General features: G+C 47.2%; 16 protein-coding genes. 11 read left to right on the top strand and 5 right to left on the bottom strand.

The features are described from left to right. Positions 1–38: 38 nt before the first annotated feature. Both ACYVF1_RS27580 and ACYVF1_RS27575 read right to left on the bottom strand, forming a co-directional pair. Positions 39–416, bottom strand: coding sequence for a DUF423 domain-containing protein (locus tag ACYVF1_RS27580; RefSeq protein ID WP_461085065.1), 378 nt, complete (start codon positions 414–416; stop codon positions 39–41). Between the two features lie 122 nt (positions 417–538). Further along, entirely contained in the window at positions 539–1,195 is a 657-nt protein-coding gene (locus ACYVF1_RS27575; protein WP_461085423.1) for a YggS family pyridoxal phosphate-dependent enzyme, read from the bottom strand. Positions 1,196–1,381: 186 nt separating this feature from the next. Here ACYVF1_RS27575 and ACYVF1_RS27570 point away from each other — a divergent pair, with 186 nt between their 5' ends. The 9 genes from ACYVF1_RS27570 to ACYVF1_RS27530 all read left to right on the top strand — a co-directional run bounded on the left by ACYVF1_RS27570 (position 1,382) and on the right by ACYVF1_RS27530 (position 10,410). Beyond that, a complete protein-coding gene (locus ACYVF1_RS27570; RefSeq protein ID WP_461085063.1) occupies positions 1,382–2,323 on the top strand; it encodes a hypothetical protein in 942 nt (313 codons plus the stop codon). Between the two features lie 152 nt (positions 2,324–2,475). Then, positions 2,476–2,838 (top strand): 30S ribosomal protein S6, encoded by a 363-nt coding sequence (gene rpsF, locus ACYVF1_RS27565; RefSeq protein WP_461085061.1) that lies wholly within the window; start codon positions 2,476–2,478, stop codon positions 2,836–2,838. A 15-nt stretch (positions 2,839–2,853) separates the two neighbouring features. Then, positions 2,854–3,105 carry a 30S ribosomal protein S18 gene (gene rpsR / locus ACYVF1_RS27560; RefSeq protein ID WP_190887150.1) on the top strand — a complete coding sequence of 84 codons (252 nt, stop codon included), beginning with the start codon at positions 2,854–2,856 and terminating at the stop codon, positions 3,103–3,105. 112 nt (positions 3,106–3,217) lie between these two features. After that, a complete protein-coding gene (gene rplI, locus ACYVF1_RS27555) occupies positions 3,218–3,661 on the top strand; it encodes a 50S ribosomal protein L9 (RefSeq protein WP_461085059.1) in 444 nt (147 codons plus the stop codon). A 298-nt stretch (positions 3,662–3,959) separates the two neighbouring features. After that, positions 3,960–4,958 carry a GSCFA domain-containing protein gene (locus ACYVF1_RS27550; protein WP_461085057.1) on the top strand — a complete coding sequence of 333 codons (999 nt, stop codon included), beginning with the start codon at positions 3,960–3,962 and terminating at the stop codon, positions 4,956–4,958. A gap of 69 nt (positions 4,959–5,027) precedes the next feature. Continuing rightward, the gene (locus ACYVF1_RS27545) at positions 5,028–6,131 is read left to right on the top strand and encodes an Mrp/NBP35 family ATP-binding protein (RefSeq protein WP_461085055.1); all 1,104 of its coding nucleotides are present in this window, start codon (positions 5,028–5,030) and stop codon (positions 6,129–6,131) included. A 41-nt stretch (positions 6,132–6,172) separates the two neighbouring features. Next, on the top strand, positions 6,173–6,439 hold the full coding sequence (locus ACYVF1_RS27540; protein ID WP_461085053.1) for a NifU family protein: 267 nt from the start codon (positions 6,173–6,175) through the stop codon (positions 6,437–6,439). Between the two features lie 273 nt (positions 6,440–6,712). Beyond that, positions 6,713–8,368 (top strand): D-alanine--D-alanine ligase family protein, encoded by a 1,656-nt coding sequence (locus ACYVF1_RS27535; protein WP_461085051.1) that lies wholly within the window; start codon positions 6,713–6,715, stop codon positions 8,366–8,368. A gap of 122 nt (positions 8,369–8,490) precedes the next feature. Then, on the top strand, positions 8,491–10,410 hold the full coding sequence (locus tag ACYVF1_RS27530) for a M14 family metallopeptidase (protein ID WP_461085049.1): 1,920 nt from the start codon (positions 8,491–8,493) through the stop codon (positions 10,408–10,410). A 33-nt stretch (positions 10,411–10,443) separates the two neighbouring features. Here the strand turns inward: ACYVF1_RS27530 and ACYVF1_RS27525 are convergent, their stop codons facing one another. The 3 genes from ACYVF1_RS27525 to ACYVF1_RS27515 form a co-directional block, all read right to left on the bottom strand. Continuing rightward, positions 10,444–10,821, bottom strand: a complete 378-nt coding sequence (locus ACYVF1_RS27525; RefSeq protein ID WP_461085047.1) for a VOC family protein — start codon at positions 10,819–10,821, stop codon at positions 10,444–10,446. 78 nt (positions 10,822–10,899) lie between these two features. After that, on the bottom strand, positions 10,900–11,433 hold the full coding sequence (locus ACYVF1_RS27520; RefSeq protein ID WP_461085045.1) for a DUF4199 domain-containing protein: 534 nt from the start codon (positions 11,431–11,433) through the stop codon (positions 10,900–10,902). 94 nt (positions 11,434–11,527) lie between these two features. Next, positions 11,528–11,953: a response regulator transcription factor gene (locus tag ACYVF1_RS27515; RefSeq protein WP_461085043.1), complete on the bottom strand. Its 426-nt coding sequence runs from the start codon at positions 11,951–11,953 to the stop codon at positions 11,528–11,530. A gap of 141 nt (positions 11,954–12,094) precedes the next feature. Here ACYVF1_RS27515 and ACYVF1_RS27510 point away from each other — a divergent pair, with 141 nt between their 5' ends. After that, on the top strand, positions 12,095–13,981 hold the full coding sequence (locus ACYVF1_RS27510) for a CocE/NonD family hydrolase (RefSeq protein ID WP_461085041.1): 1,887 nt from the start codon (positions 12,095–12,097) through the stop codon (positions 13,979–13,981). Between the two features lie 16 nt (positions 13,982–13,997). Continuing rightward, entirely contained in the window at positions 13,998–14,738 is a 741-nt protein-coding gene (bla, locus tag ACYVF1_RS27505) for a subclass B1 metallo-beta-lactamase (protein ID WP_461085040.1), read from the top strand. The last annotated feature ends 15 nt before the right edge of the window (positions 14,739–14,753 follow it).

Below are 14,753 nucleotides of genomic sequence, written 5' to 3'. Positions count from 1 at the left end.
GGGTTACAATTTACGCTATGCCTATGCCCTTTGCCATTTCACAAAAACGCCCACATCAGCAATGCCCAGCCGGCAATCATAGCCAATCCACCGATAGGTGTAATAGCCCCCAACCACGTAACACCCGTGAAACAAAGAATGTAGAGCGAACCCGAAAAGATGAGGACACCACCTAAAAACGAGTACCCTGCCCAGCCAAGCAGTTTAACAATAGTGGGGTTGCTGCCAAACATATTCATAAGCACGCCCACTAATACCAAAGCCAGGGCGTGGTAAAATTGATACTTCACGGCCGTTTCGAACGTAGCGGCCCGACCTGATGCATCGAGCATGGCACGTAGCGCGTGTGCCCCAAAAGCACCAAGTGCTACGCCTAACAAACCTAATATGGCACCTGATTGAATAAAGAATTTCATATTTTCTAAACCGGAGTGTCTGAACCAGGATTTTAACAAGATTAAAATGATTTTCAGGATATACCTCTTTCAATATCCTGTTAACCCTTATAATCTTGTTAAAATCCCGGTTCAGAAAGTGTTTATCGATTTCCAAAAATAGCACTACCAACCCGTATCATCGTACTCCCCTCTTCAACCGCAATTGGATAATCACCACTCATACCCATCGACAATTCCTGAAACGCTACGTTCGGCTGCTGACGAGTTGCCAGTTTGTCGTACAATTGTTTTAGAGCGCGAAACTCCCGACGTATCTGTTCTTCATCCGACGTATTGGTAGCTAGCCCCATTAAACCAACGATACGTATGTTAGATAACGGGTTCTCTTGCAACGTATCGAGAAGGATATCGGCTTCTTCAACTGACAGGCCAAATTTCGTTTCTTCGTCGGCAATATAGATTTGTAGCAGGCAGTCAATGACTCGGTTGTTACGTGCCGCCTGTTTGTTGATTTCCTGCAGCAGTTTCAGGCTATCGACCGATTGGATCAGTGACACAAACGGAGCGATGTATTTTACCTTGTTCGTTTGCAAATGACCAATTAAATGCCATTCTACGTCGGTGGGGAGTTGCGGTTGTTTATCAACCATTTCCTGCACTTTGTTCTCGCCAAACCGGCGGCAACCCGCGTCGTAAGCTTCCTGAATCAGGTTGACTGGCTTGGTTTTGGTTACAGCAATCAACTTCGCTTTCCCTTCCAGCGAGTGCTCAATCTGGTGTATGGCCTCAGCAATCATAATCATCTACGGAGTGCTTTATCGCAATAGCGTATTATTATTGCGCAAAGATACGGGTGAGCGCATCGCCAAAACACGCAGTTTTTAAGCGGAATTTGCGTTAAATAACCTCAGGAACACAATATTTCACTCAAAGCTTTGGTTTTGGTAACAACATTAACCTAAGCCATACGCATAGAAAAATCTATGGAACCCAGACCTCAACCCAGCAATAACAGTCGTAACTATTTACTGGCAGCTTTACTGATTTTAGCGGCCCTGAACCTGTTATTGATTTATTTTTATTATCAGGAACGACAGGACAACAAAAGCAAAGATGCCACCATTGCCGCGAAAACGGAGGAAGTTTTAGTCGCGAAAACAAAGCTGGATTCCATTTCGGCCCAGTTGGATGCGAAAATCGCTGAGATTCAGAAATTGGGCGGCAGTGTCGATTCGCTCATGAAAGTAAAGGCGCAATTAGAGACGGATAAACGTGAGCTACGTAACGTAACAACATTCGACAGCAAAAAATACGATCAGAAAATCAGGAATTACCAGAATTTGCTGGCACAAAAAGACCAGGAAATTGCCCGACTGAAGGAAGAAAACGGCGTACTGGCATCACAGAACGAAGCGCTGACCCAAGAGAATTCGGGCTTAAAAGCAGAAAAACAGTCGCTTAGTGATTCCGTAGCAGCTGTAGCTTCCAGAAATGAGGAATTAGCCGAAAAAGTGACAATCGCAGCCGCGCTACGTGCCGAAAACATTGTGGTTAACGCACTCAACGCACGTGGCAAAGAAACAGATGGCGGTACGTATAAAGCCAAACGTATCGACAAACTACGTATATCGGTTCGGCTGGCTCCCAACGGTTTAGCTAAACAGGAAGAAAAACAAATGTACCTCCGAATTCTAGATCCCAATGGTGCCGTTATTGCCGACATGGCAACTGGATCGGGCGAATTTACGTACGGAGGTCAAGGCATGATCTATACTGCTACCCAGCGTTTCAACTTCGACAATAGCCGTCAGCAGGTCGACTTCATTTTTGGCCGGGGCGGTCAGCGCTTCAACGAAGGGAAGCACGTAGTGGAAATCTACTGCGAAGGCTTCCGCATCGGCGAAGGGGAATTTACGGTTAAGTAGTTATAAAGTTATAGGGCTGTAGAATTGGCTGACGCTCGAGTTACTTCCGCGTCAGCCAATTCTACAACCCTATAACTTTATAACACTACAACTATACAACTTTCTAAGTTTTTCACTACCTTTGCGCCCTCATTTCAAACAATTCTATAATAATGGTTTCGAATAACTACGAAACGGTGTTCATTTTAACTCCCGTTTTATCTGATGCTCAGATGAAGGACACCGTTGACAAGTTTCGGAAAGTGCTCACCGACAACGGTGCCGAACTTGTTCATGAAGATAATATGGGCCTGCGCAAGCTAGCCTATCCGATCCAGCACAAGAACACGGGTTATTATCAACTCTTCGAGTTCAAGGCTCCCGGTACGATCATCGACAAACTCAACACTGAGTATCTCCGCGATGAACGTATCATTCGTCACCTGACCATTTCGCTCGACAAGCACGCTTTGGCGTACAATGAGAAGAAACGGAATGGACAAGTAGGTAAGAAAAAACAAACCGAAAACGCCTGATAGACCCTGTTAACCATGAGCTTACAAAACGAATCTGTCTCGAAAACCGAGAATCGCAAAAAATACGACCGCTTTAATAAAGCCGGTATCAAATATATCGACTACAAAGACGGTAACTTCCTGCTGAAATTGCTGAACGAACAGGGTAAAATTCTACCCCGTCGGCTAACAGGCACGACTCTGAAAAACCAGCGTAAAGTGGCCCAGGCTGTCAAACGCGCTCGTCATTTAGCCATTCTGCCTTACGTAGGCGATTCTCTGAAATAACGTTGTAGAGTTATATAGTTGTAGGCCGGGCCGCCGTTGCGGTTGTAACGTTTGCTGACGCATGCTTTACTCTACAACTTTTCAACCTTACAACCCTACAACTTTTCAAAAAATGGATATCATTTTAAAAACCGATATTGCCGGCCTGGGCTATAAGAACGACACCGTTACGGTGAAGCCCGGTTACGGTCGCAACTACCTGATTCCTCAGGGGTATGCAATGATGGCAACCGAATCAAACAAGAAGATCGTTGCCGAAAACATTCGTCAGGCGGCTCACAAAGCCGAAAAATTGAAGAACGACGCTCAAGCGTTAGCCGATGCAATTGGCGACATCACGTTGACTATCCCGGCAAAAGCTGGTGACAGCGGCAAAATCTTCGGTCGTGTTACGAATACGCAGGTGGCTGAAGCCCTTCGTGAGAAAGGTTTCGATGTCGACCGGAAGAAGATTAGCGTTGAAGACGTAAAAGTACTGGGCAACTACGAAGCTGCACTGGATTTACACAAGGATGTAAAACACAAAGTGAAATTCGAAGTCGTTTCGGCCGAATAATTTCCGATCTGATTGACCTCAAACCGACTGGTGCGTCTCAAGGCGAAACCAGTCGGTTTTTTGTTGTTAGAAGCGCATTTAGTTGCTCAAGCACTACCGCAGATAATTGGCAACAGGGGTTAATAAACTGTGCTGGCTGTAACAAATGAGCATCAGTTTCCAGCTAATTTTACCATCGATCAATTTGCACGTAGCACGGCATCACACTGTACCTTTAAGCGCTGATTTTCAGCCTTATAGATAGACAACATTTTTCCAAGAAACGGACCTTAATGAGCCGTTTCTTTGTTGATTAGGTATGCTATTTCATACCGAATTTTCGCCCGAACCACTGCCCTACCGCATCGGCTTAAATAGCCGGATTGTGACCATTGGCTCCTGCTTTGCCGACGTAATGGGGCGCCGGCTCGCCGATCATAAACTGAACGTACTGAACAATCCGTTCGGCACGATTTTCAACCCGGTGTCCATTGCCAGACTGCTGACAATGGCGCTTCAGGGAGTTACGCCGGAAGAGGACCACTACGTTGAACGTAATGATATCTGGTTTCATTACGATTTTCATTCGTCGTTATGGGCCCACAGCCGTGACGAATTACGTAGCATACTTACCAACCGTCTTGCCGACACAGCCGAAGCAATACGTAAGGCCGATTTTCTGCTGCTCACACTCGGTTCAGCGGTGGTTTACCGGCACATCGAAACGGGCAAAGTAGTAGCCAACTGCCATAAAATGCCGGGATCGCTTTTTGAAAAATACCTGTGTCAGATCGATCACCTTCAGGATGATATGAATCGGCTACTGAAAACACTACGTAAAGCCAATCCGCATTTAAAAGTCCTGCTGACCGTTAGTCCGGTACGTCACACCCGCGATACGTTGCCGCTCAATAGTGTGAGCAAGTCGACGCTACGTGTCATTGCGCACGAATTGACCGTCTGGAACAACTGGGTGGCGTATTTCCCGGCTTATGAATTAATGATAGATGATCTGCGTGATTATCGTTTCTACGAAGCCGACCTGATTCACCCGAACGCGCAGGCACAGGATTATATTTTCGGAAAGTTTGCTGAGGCTGCTTTTGATACCGAACTTCGCCAATTCGCGGATGAGTGGGAACAAGTCAGTAAATCACTGGCTCACCGGCCACTTTATGGCGATACAAGCCCTGCTCACCAGCAGTTTCTGACCAAATTGCTGAATCAGTTAGAAGCGCTCTCAAAACGAATCGATGTTTCGGCGGAACTGGCAACGGTGCAAGGGCGTTTAGAAAAATGTATAATGGACAATGCATAATGAATTCTGGGGTTTAGTCCTTCATTTTGCTGCGTTATTCATTATACAATATTCATTATACACTATTCAATGTCTGATTACCGATTATCTCAGGAAGCCGTTTTGCGAGCCCTCAGCACTGTTGAAGAGCCCGACTTAAAGCGCGACATCGTATCACTCAACATGGTCAAGGACGTAACGCTTGGTATTGGTTCCGTGCGATTTACGGTCGTATTGACCACGCCTGCCTGCCCTCTGAAAGAAGTGATTCGGAAGCGTTGCGAAGATGCCATTCATACACACATCGGTGCTGATATTCAGGTTACCGTCGATATGACATCAGACGTTACGTCAACTCGCAATAACGCGCCTACATTGCCGGGTGTAAAAAATATTATCGCTGTTTCATCCGGAAAAGGTGGCGTTGGAAAATCAACCGTTACGGCTAATCTGGCTATTGCGCTTCATAAGTCCGGCGCAAAAGTTGGAATCATCGACGCAGATATTTACGGCCCTTCGATGCCAACGATGTTTGGAGCCGAAAATATTCAGCCACGTATTTTTCAGGAGAACGGTCAAACCAAAATGGAGCCTGTTCAGCAGTTTGGCGTCAAAATGCTGTCGATGGGTTTATTAATTGCTCCAAATCAGGCGGTTATCTGGCGCGGTACGATGGCGGGTCGAGCTTTGCAGCAGTTCTTTTCCGACGCTGACTGGGGAGAACTGGATTACCTGCTCATCGACATGCCGCCGGGTACGGGCGATATTCACCTGACGCTTGTGCAAACAGTGCCAGTTACGGGTGCAATCATCGTAACTACTCCGCAGAAAGTGGCGCTGGCTGATGCTGTTAAAGGGCTAGCTATGTTCCGGCAGCCGCAAATTAACGTACCGGTTCTGGGAGTGATCGAAAACATGTCTTTCTTCACTCCTGCCGAATTGCCTGACCATCAGTATTATATTTTCGGAAAAGGGGGCGGGCAGCAGTTAGCCAGCCAGTTCGACGTACCGTTGCTAGGTCAGATTCCGTTGGTACAAGGCATTCGGGAAGCGGGGGATGAAGGTCGGCCTGCCATCAGCGTAGGTGAGCCCGTTGCCTCAGAAGCGTTCCGGTCGGCGGCTGAAGCGTTGGCGCAGCAGGTTGCTATACGTAACGCAACGCTGGACCGTACAGCACGGGTTCAGGTTGCATAAATAATACAGAAATTATAAATTTACCGTAAATCAATCATTCAATGGAAACGGTAGTTAACAACGACCAACTAATTACGCGAATTGAAAAAGCTCTCGATTCGATGCGTCCTTATCTGGCCGCCGACGGGGGTAATGTGAAAATATTGGAAGTGACGGACGATAAAACCGTTCGGCTTGAATTAGTTGGCTCCTGCGGTACGTGTCCTATGTCGGCGATGACATTTAAAGGGGGCTTAGAAGAAGCTATCCTGAAGGCTGTACCCGAAGTAACGAAAGTAGAAGCAGTGAACCTGACACCTGCTTATTAAATAAAGCCCCCACAATACCAGATGTTATTACAGTAAGCGCTGAAGTAATGGCAGGCACGTACACTTTTAAAGAAATACGCTTGCCAATCCAGTCTCTATTTGACCAGCTGGAATTGGGTATTATGGAAGATGATTTTCCATCGTTTCAAAACAGCACGTTGTAGCTCTCCTTTACAGCTTGAAGCAATCGTACTAAAAAATCATTGAACGAGCCACTTGTCTGAAACAAGCGGCTTTTTCGTTTATTTGCAAACAGTAATATTCATCAGTTCTGTGAAAATAGGCATTTTTTTCGGTGGCCCAGCCCGTGAGCGCGAGGTGTCGTTTGCGGGTGGACGCACGGCGCTAGCCAATTTAGACAAAGGTTTGTTTGAGCCTGTCTTGATATTTGTTGATGGACGCGGGCGGTTTCGGCTCGTCGATTCGGATTTTCTAGACAACACAACCCTGCGCGACGCACTACCGCAGGATGATTCTGGCTTCTCGGTTTACGATGAATCGCTGGACAGCCACACGCTGGAAAATTTACTTCCTGAAATCAGGCCGGAGCATTTCAAGAATTACTTTGATCTGGCGTTTCTGGCCATGCACGGCCCAGACTGCGAAGATGGTGCTATTCAGGGTCTCTTGGAATGGTATAAAATGCCCTATACCGGCCCTGGTCTGGTTGGCTCGTCGATTGGGATCAACAAAATTCTGCAAAATGAACTGATTGCCTTGGTAAACGGCCAGCAGAAAAAAACAGCGACTATCAGCCGGGATGCATACGAAAAATCGGACAAAGCGCAGTTTTTCGAATCACTAATCGCGCATCTTGGCTTGCCGATCGTTGTGAAAGCTCCTCATCAGGGTTCTTCCATTGGCGTAGCGATTGTTCGCGAGGCCGATCTAACGCAGTTCTGCCGGGCGGTGGAACAGTGTTTTTTTACGACCAGTATTCAACCTGACGGGTGGAGCAAATTAAGCGAGTGGGCCGAGCTGTCAGCCGATGAAAAGCAGGAGCTAGCCCAGAAAATGGTTAGTCTTGACTCAGGCATCAGTTTTCCCGTCGTGATCGAACAAACGGGCGAGATTATCAAACATCCCAAAGATTTTGTCCAACGACTGAATTCTATGCTGGAATCAGGCAACCCGACAATAACGATTGGTTCGCTGAACGCCGAAGATGAGGTATTATTTGAAGAGTTTATTAGCGGTCAGGAGTTTTCGTGTGGCGTTATTCAAGATGATGACCAGGTCGCTATCGCACTACCTCCAACCGAAATTTACAACGTAACGAGTTTCGATTTTGAATCGAAATACAAGCTTAACACGACTAAAAAACGGATTCCAGTTGGAACCAGCCTGGAAAACAACCGTAAAATTCAGTTAGCTGTTGAAAACGTGTTTACGCAACTGGGTATCAACGTTTATGCACGTATCGACGGCTTTCTGACGCCTAATGGCGACGTATTGCTTCATGACCCCAACACGATTCCGGGCATGTCGCCATCGTCATTGATTTTCAAACAAATGGCTGAGATCGGGCTAAATCTCTCCAGCTCCCTAACCTATCTTATTCGCCAATCCTTACGCGAACGGATACGTACCGGAAAAGATACGTATCATGTCAAAACGCTGCTGGCGAATCTGGACGTAGCGCTGGCCAATCGCAAAGCCAATCCGCTGCCCGAGCGTGTCGTTTCATTTGGGCCGGGCGATGCAGAATTTGCGACTGCCAAACAGCAGTACAACGAACTGGCGGCTTCAGGAACGGTACGTCCGTCGTTGATGTATATCAAAAACAAAGAGGAATCGCACGAGATTCCAGTAAATCTGCTGTTTAAAGAAACAATTGACGAACTGGAAACAGCCCTAAGTCAGCCCCGTCACCCGTTGCTGGTTGAAACAACCGAACGTACCGCTCACATTACCGAGCGTTACGTGTAAATCCAAATACATAGTTGTCGTATTCAAAGAAAAAGGCGCCTGGATAACTCCAAGCGTCTTTTTTCTTATATATTATCGCCTTAATACGTCAACTACAACCTTCATCGTTAAAACCAATTTTCATGAAACAGCTGTTTACGGTACTCACCTGTCTTTTCTGTACATCCTTACTCTACGCCCAAAAATCGTATTACGGCCCTGAATCGATCTGGCCGGAGCAGGACACCGCTCGTAAGTTTTACACCGTAAAAGGCGATCGGCATGGCATCAGTTACTTCAAAAAACACAAGTTCAAGGACGTGCAGTACGAGCCGGGACCAACGCTTAGCTTCGATGTGTACCACACGCCCGAAGTTATGCACAGCTGGTGCCGCAAATGGGCTGAGCAATACCCGAACCTAGTCGACCTGTACGAAGTAGCCAAAAGCTACGAAGGCCGGCCGATTTTGCAGATGACATTGACCAACAAGAAAACGGGCAAACACACCGACAAACCCGCAGCTTATTTCGAAGGCGGTCGTCACAGTGGCGAAGTAACCAGCAGCGAAGCTGTTTTGTGGCTGGCTAAACACCTGCTCGATAATTATGGGAAAGACCCAGCCATTACGAAGCTATTGGATACAAAATCCATCTACCTACGCCCCGAAAACAACCCCGATGGCGCAACGATGTATTTGTATACGGCCCAACGTAATAGAAGCTCGATGCGTCCCCGCGACGACGACCGGGATGGATTGCTGGACGAAGATGCCGAAGATGACCTCGACGGAGATGGTATTATTTACCAGATTCGAAAGAAAGCCGTTACGAAAGAAGAACTCGAAAAAGCCGACTACGTAATAGACCCAAAAGATAAATCGGGTCGACTGATGAAGCGGGTCAAAGAAGGGCAAGGTCAGTGGATCGTATACACGGAAGGCATTGATAATGACGGTGATGGCAAATACAATGAAGACGGCATCGGCGGCCTCGATAACCACCGGAATTATCCCGAAAACTGGCGTCCCGATCAGGGAGGTGATTTTACGGGCCGGGGTTACTCGCAAGGAGGAGCTAGTGATTACCCGCTTAGCGAGCCTGAAACCCGCGCTACGTTCGTTTGGTTGATGGGCCATCCCAATATTTCGGTTGTGAATTCAATGGATACGCGCGTACCGATGCACCTGCGCCCGCCCTCTACGTCGTCGAGTGCTGAGAGTATGTTTCCACCGGATTTAGCCATTTACAAACACATGGACAGCCTTGGGTTGTCATTTACGGGCTATCCGTGGGCAGGCGACGTGTATGAGACGTACAACACCCGTAACAAGACCGACCGTGTGACTGGCGACCCAACCAAACCGACGCCCTTATTCGGGCACGGGCCTGATTTTGGTTATTTCCAGTACGGTGCCGTTTGGTACGGCGACGAACTCTGGAACGGCGGAGCTATGAAAGATTACGACGGCGACGGCGATTATGACGAATACGACGGCCTAATGTGGGATGACGAAGCCAACGGCAAACGCGGTTTTAAACCCTGGACAAAGTTCACGCACCCACAACTTGGAGCCGTCGAGATTGGTGGTTTTCATCCTAAGTTTTTCGCGCAGAATGGTCCGGCCTGGCAACTGGAAAACTGGATTTCGAAACAATCGCGGTTTAATCTGGCGATGGCAAAAGAGCTACCTCAGCTAGAATTTACCGACGTAACAGTAAGACCATTGGCCAATAACGAGTTCGAAGTCAGCGTTTTGTGGAAGAATTCGGGCAAGCTACCGGTAGCGTTAGAGCAAGCGAAACGAGTCAAGATGGTGCAGGAAGATCGCGTTACGTTGGATATTGACAAAGCCCTGCTGAAAGGCTTCGACCAGGCTAAAGTGGTGATTATGCAGCCCACGATTACAGATAAAACTATCTACGCTGGCTATACTGGTATTGGCGAAAAGAAAGATGCTACGTTCCGAGTCAAACTGAACCAGCCGGGCCCCGTTAAAGCGAAGATCAAATTACTATCAACCCGTGGCGGTTATCTGGAAAAAGAAATCACGATTGGAAAATAGGTCGTGTATGTAGAGACAGGGCATGCCCTGTCTCTACCCAATATCTTCCCAAAGCTCAATGCTATTTCCTTCAGGGTCAAGAATATGAATAAACTTCCCGTAGTCATAAACAGCTATTTCATCAAGTATGGTTACCCCTTCGCTTCGTAGCTGTTCCACCAATTCTTCAAGATTTTCGACGCGATAATTGATCATGAAGTCTTTTTGGGATGGTTCAAAGTATTTGGTGTTTTTATCGAAAGCGCCCCAAACGGTTGATCCTTCTTTGCTGGGATCATCTACGTCGCGCCATTTGAATTGAGTCCCATAAGTTTCCACAGGCAGGCCCAGATGTTGAGCATACCATTCTTTTATTTTCTCTGGGTCTTCGCATTTGAAGAAGATTCCGCCTATTCCGGTTACTTTTTTCATGAATCTAGTGTAAACAATCCAACAATATTCCCAAAATCAGTCATTCAGTATCACTACGTTAATCTTCTTTACTTCGCATTACCCAACCGGCAAAAATTCTTTTCGACGTAGCAACGTAGCACTGAGCAACGTAATGATTAGCCCTACCGGAAATATTTCCATAAACGTATAAGCAAAGCGAATCAACGGATTTTTATACGACTCTGCCATTTTCCGTAATTCAGTCATCGACCGGGCAATTTCCTTTTCCGCAGTTCCATCTTTGCGCATGTCCGCTTCCGCATGTTGGGCATACCAATCCATAAAATCAGGGAAGACGGTATTGTAACAGATTTCCCAGGAAAGGCAGTAAACCACAGACGCAATCAACGTAATAAAAATACCAACCTTAAACGCCGAACCGAACGTAATGGCCCCGCCAAGATGGTTATCGCGGTACGATTTTATCCCGAAAAAAATCAGGGATAAAGCAATGACCATGGTGGTGTAACCCACCCACATACTATTGTCGCTCGTAAGGGTACCATTTCGCAAAAGCGGCATTGTCAGGCCGAACATGCTTCCTACGATAGTACCGGCAATCAAGCCATAAATCAGGACAAGTTTTTTCATGATGTTTTTTTGTCAAAGCACGAAAAACAGCGGCTTAACGGCATCACCCGAAAGTATGATTTAGCTGGTTTACCCGTACAATCACCCAAATGTACTAGGGAAGCAGCCCGATTTCCTTGGCTCGCTGGATAGCTTGTGTACGACGTTTGGAATCGAGCTTTACGAACAAATTGGAAGAGTGCGTTTTGATTGTATTGAGCGAGACAAACAACGTATCGGCGATTTCCTGATTCGACAGCCCTTTTGCCATCAGTTCCAACACCTCAAATTCGCGTTTGCTGATGCCCAGCGAATCCAGACGTTTGGCATCGAATTGGAACGTAGCCTGCGGTACAAGAATCGTCTTCGGACGGGTGAGTTTCAGACCCGCCCAAACCCCAAAGACAGTAAATAAAATGGCAATTGTACCCAGATAAATTTCCAGCGACAGCGAATGCACCATAAACCGAAACTCCAGCATTTTCAGCAAAACAATTAAGGCTGCCAGCGAGAGTCCGTATAAAAGAATTGTCCGTTTCATACGTACCTTTTCCTCCTGCTACGTTCCGGCACGTAACGCCGGAATCGTTCGAAAGCGAGTATTTGCAAAATAGATTGAGATAAACGCGTTCTCAGTGCAATTTAACGCTATTTTGTGCCGTAAATGACGCTACGTTAACTCGTGAAGAAACTATTCATTTTTCTGCTCGGACCAGTAATGGCCGTTGCACAATCAACTCCTCCTGCTAATCCATATCCGTTCACATCTGCACAGGATTCGGCCTATGTGCGCGAAAATTATCAGAAAACGGAGTTTATGGTACCAATGCGCGATGGCAAAAAGCTGTTCACGCAGATTTACGCGCCGAAAGATCAGGCTGTAAAGCATCCGATCATCATGCAGCGGACGCCCTATAGTTGTGCGCCCTACGGAACGGATAAATTCCGCAGACGTGTAGGACCGAATCCGTTTATGCTACGTGATAATTACATTGTTGTGTATCAGGATGTTCGTGGGCGCTGGGCGTCGGAAGGAACGTTTATCGAAATGACACCCCATAAGGATATCAAGAAGAATCCAACCGACGTAGACGAAGCGTCTGATACGTATGATACGATCGATTGGCTGCTAAAAAACGTAGCCAATCACAACGGGAATGTGGGTCAATGGGGAATCAGCTATCCTGGTTTCTTTACGTCGGCGGGTTCCGTTTCAGGGCACCCAGCCTTAAAGGCTTCGTCTCCACAGGCGCCTATGGCCGATCTTTGGCGAGATGATGCGTTTCATAATGGCGCGTTTATGATTGCGGCCAACTTCAGCTTTTACCCTTATTTTCAGGAGCATAAGCAACCTACAAAGCAGAATCCGCCATTATTGTTCGAAATGAACGATCCCGATGGTTATCATTTTTACATGAACATGGGGCCAACGGCAAACTCTGAAACTCAGTTTTTCAAGGGACGTAACAAATATTATCACGAGAATTTCGAGCATCCCGATTACGACGAGCACTGGAAGGCAAGGAATATTTTGCCGCATCTTAAGGGTATAAAACATGCCGTGATGGTGGTTGGCGGATGGTACGATGAGCAGGATCTGTTCGGTACGTTCAATACGTACAAAGCCATCGAAAAACAGAATCCGGGTATTCAAAATACGTTTGTCGTTGGTCCCTGGATACATGGCGGCTGGGCAGGGCCTTCCGGTCAAACGCTTGCCGATCAGGATTTTGGATCACCAACATCGCCGTATTATCAGGAAAACATTGAGACCAAATTCTTCAAACATCACCTTTTTAACGAAACCACGCCACTCGCCCTGCCCGAAGCTACGTTATTCGAAACGGGTACGAACCGCTGGCGGACATTTGATACGTATCCGCCGAAAGGCACGCAGACCAAACAACTGTACTTAGGGGCAAACGGCAAACTGGCATTTGCATCGCCAACAACCGGCGCGGCTTTTACTGAGTTTTTATCTGACCCGGCGCATCCAGTGCCTTTTTCGAACAAAATCAACGACGGTTTTTCCGCCGAATACATGGTTGAGGACCAGCGCTTTGCCTCGACCCGCCCCGATGTACTGACCTTTCAAACGGAGCCACTCACCGACGATTTGACACTGGCAGGTCCTATTCTGGCTCAGTTGACTGTATCGACCACCGGCACCGACGCCGATTGGGTAGTGAAAGTAATTGACGTGTATCCGCCCGATGCGCCCCAAAATCCGCAGCATAAGGACGTAGTGTATGGCAATTACCAGCAGTTGATACGTAGTGAAATCATTCGTGGGCGTTACCGCAACAACATCAGCAAACCGGAAGCTTTTACGCCCAACCAGCCAACCAAAGTAGGTGTGGAATTGCAGGACGTATTACACACGTTCAAAAAAGGGCATCGCCTGATGGTACAGGTACAAAGTTCTTGTTTCCCCTGGGCCGACCGCAATCCGCAAAAATTCGTCCCGATTTTCAGCGCCAAAGAAACTGATTACCAAAAAGCTACGCATCGGGTATACCATGGCAAACAAGGAGCCAGTTTTCTACAAATCGGCGTCTTAGCAAAATAATCAGAAACTACACTTCATGCGTCTTTTTGCCACAATTCTTACACTGTTTCTGCTACGTTATAGTCAGGCACAATCCGTACCGAAACTGAAAGTTACGCCCCTTAATAAGCAGGTTTTTGTACATACTACGTATGGGATGTATAATAATGCCGCTGTCCCCTCTAACGGACTGATTATTAAGACAAATAATGGTGTCGTGTTGGTTGATTCAGGATGGGATAGCGATACAAACACCGACAATACGCGTCAGATATTACGTTGGGTAGCCGATAGCCTGCACCAGCCCGTACGCATGTGCATCGTAACACATGCCCACGACGACCGCGTTGGTGGCATTCGGGCACTTCAGAAAGCAGGTGTTCGGGTTGTTAGTACGAAGTTGACCGCCCAGAATGCAGTGAAGCGAGGATACCCGTCACCTGAACCTATTCTGCCCAACGATACTACGTTTACCATTGGTAATCAACCGATTCGCCCTTACTTTCCGGGAGCGGGACATACCGACGACAATATTGTCGTTTGGTTACCGAATCAGCGCATACTGTATGGCGGCTGTCTGGTCAAAAGTGTAGCCGTATTTGGCATGGGGAATCTGGCCGATGCCAACCTAACGGTATGGCCGCAGTCGATGCGCAACGTAATAAAAGAATTTGGCAGTGCCCGCGTGGTAGTACCAGGCCATGAAGATTGGGGCGATGCCAAGGCATTGGAGCATACGCTGCAACTGGTTACAAAATACAATGCTTCGAAAAAATGATGCTACGTCTGATAG

It is taken from the genome of Spirosoma flavus (genome assembly GCF_054778555.1).
Note: the sequence above shows the minus strand (reverse complement) of the source record. Positions and strands in the feature narration are given on the sequence as shown.

Excerpts from the sequence above, each read along its gene's own strand:
- ACYVF1_RS27580 (WP_461085065.1), bottom strand. The coding sequence starts at position 416 with ATGAAATTCTTTATTCAATCAGGTGCCATATTAGGTTTGTTAGGCGTA.
- ACYVF1_RS27575 (WP_461085423.1), bottom strand. The coding sequence starts at position 1,195 with ATGATTGCTGAGGCCATACACCAGATTGAGCACTCGCTGGAAGGGAAA.
- ACYVF1_RS27570 (WP_461085063.1), top strand. The coding sequence starts at position 1,382 with ATGGAACCCAGACCTCAACCCAGCAATAACAGTCGTAACTATTTACTG.
- rpsF (WP_461085061.1), top strand. The coding sequence starts at position 2,476 with ATGGTTTCGAATAACTACGAAACGGTGTTCATTTTAACTCCCGTTTTA.
- rpsR (WP_190887150.1), top strand. The coding sequence starts at position 2,854 with ATGAGCTTACAAAACGAATCTGTCTCGAAAACCGAGAATCGCAAAAAA.
- rplI (WP_461085059.1), top strand. The coding sequence starts at position 3,218 with ATGGATATCATTTTAAAAACCGATATTGCCGGCCTGGGCTATAAGAAC.
- ACYVF1_RS27550 (WP_461085057.1), top strand. The coding sequence starts at position 3,960 with ATGCTATTTCATACCGAATTTTCGCCCGAACCACTGCCCTACCGCATC.
- ACYVF1_RS27545 (WP_461085055.1), top strand. The coding sequence starts at position 5,028 with ATGTCTGATTACCGATTATCTCAGGAAGCCGTTTTGCGAGCCCTCAGC.
- ACYVF1_RS27540 (WP_461085053.1), top strand. The coding sequence starts at position 6,173 with ATGGAAACGGTAGTTAACAACGACCAACTAATTACGCGAATTGAAAAA.
- ACYVF1_RS27530 (WP_461085049.1), top strand. The coding sequence starts at position 8,491 with ATGAAACAGCTGTTTACGGTACTCACCTGTCTTTTCTGTACATCCTTA.
- ACYVF1_RS27525 (WP_461085047.1), bottom strand. The coding sequence starts at position 10,821 with ATGAAAAAAGTAACCGGAATAGGCGGAATCTTCTTCAAATGCGAAGAC.
- ACYVF1_RS27520 (WP_461085045.1), bottom strand. The coding sequence starts at position 11,433 with ATGAAAAAACTTGTCCTGATTTATGGCTTGATTGCCGGTACTATCGTA.
- ACYVF1_RS27515 (WP_461085043.1), bottom strand. The coding sequence starts at position 11,953 with ATGAAACGGACAATTCTTTTATACGGACTCTCGCTGGCAGCCTTAATT.
- bla (WP_461085040.1), top strand. The coding sequence starts at position 13,998 with ATGCGTCTTTTTGCCACAATTCTTACACTGTTTCTGCTACGTTATAGT.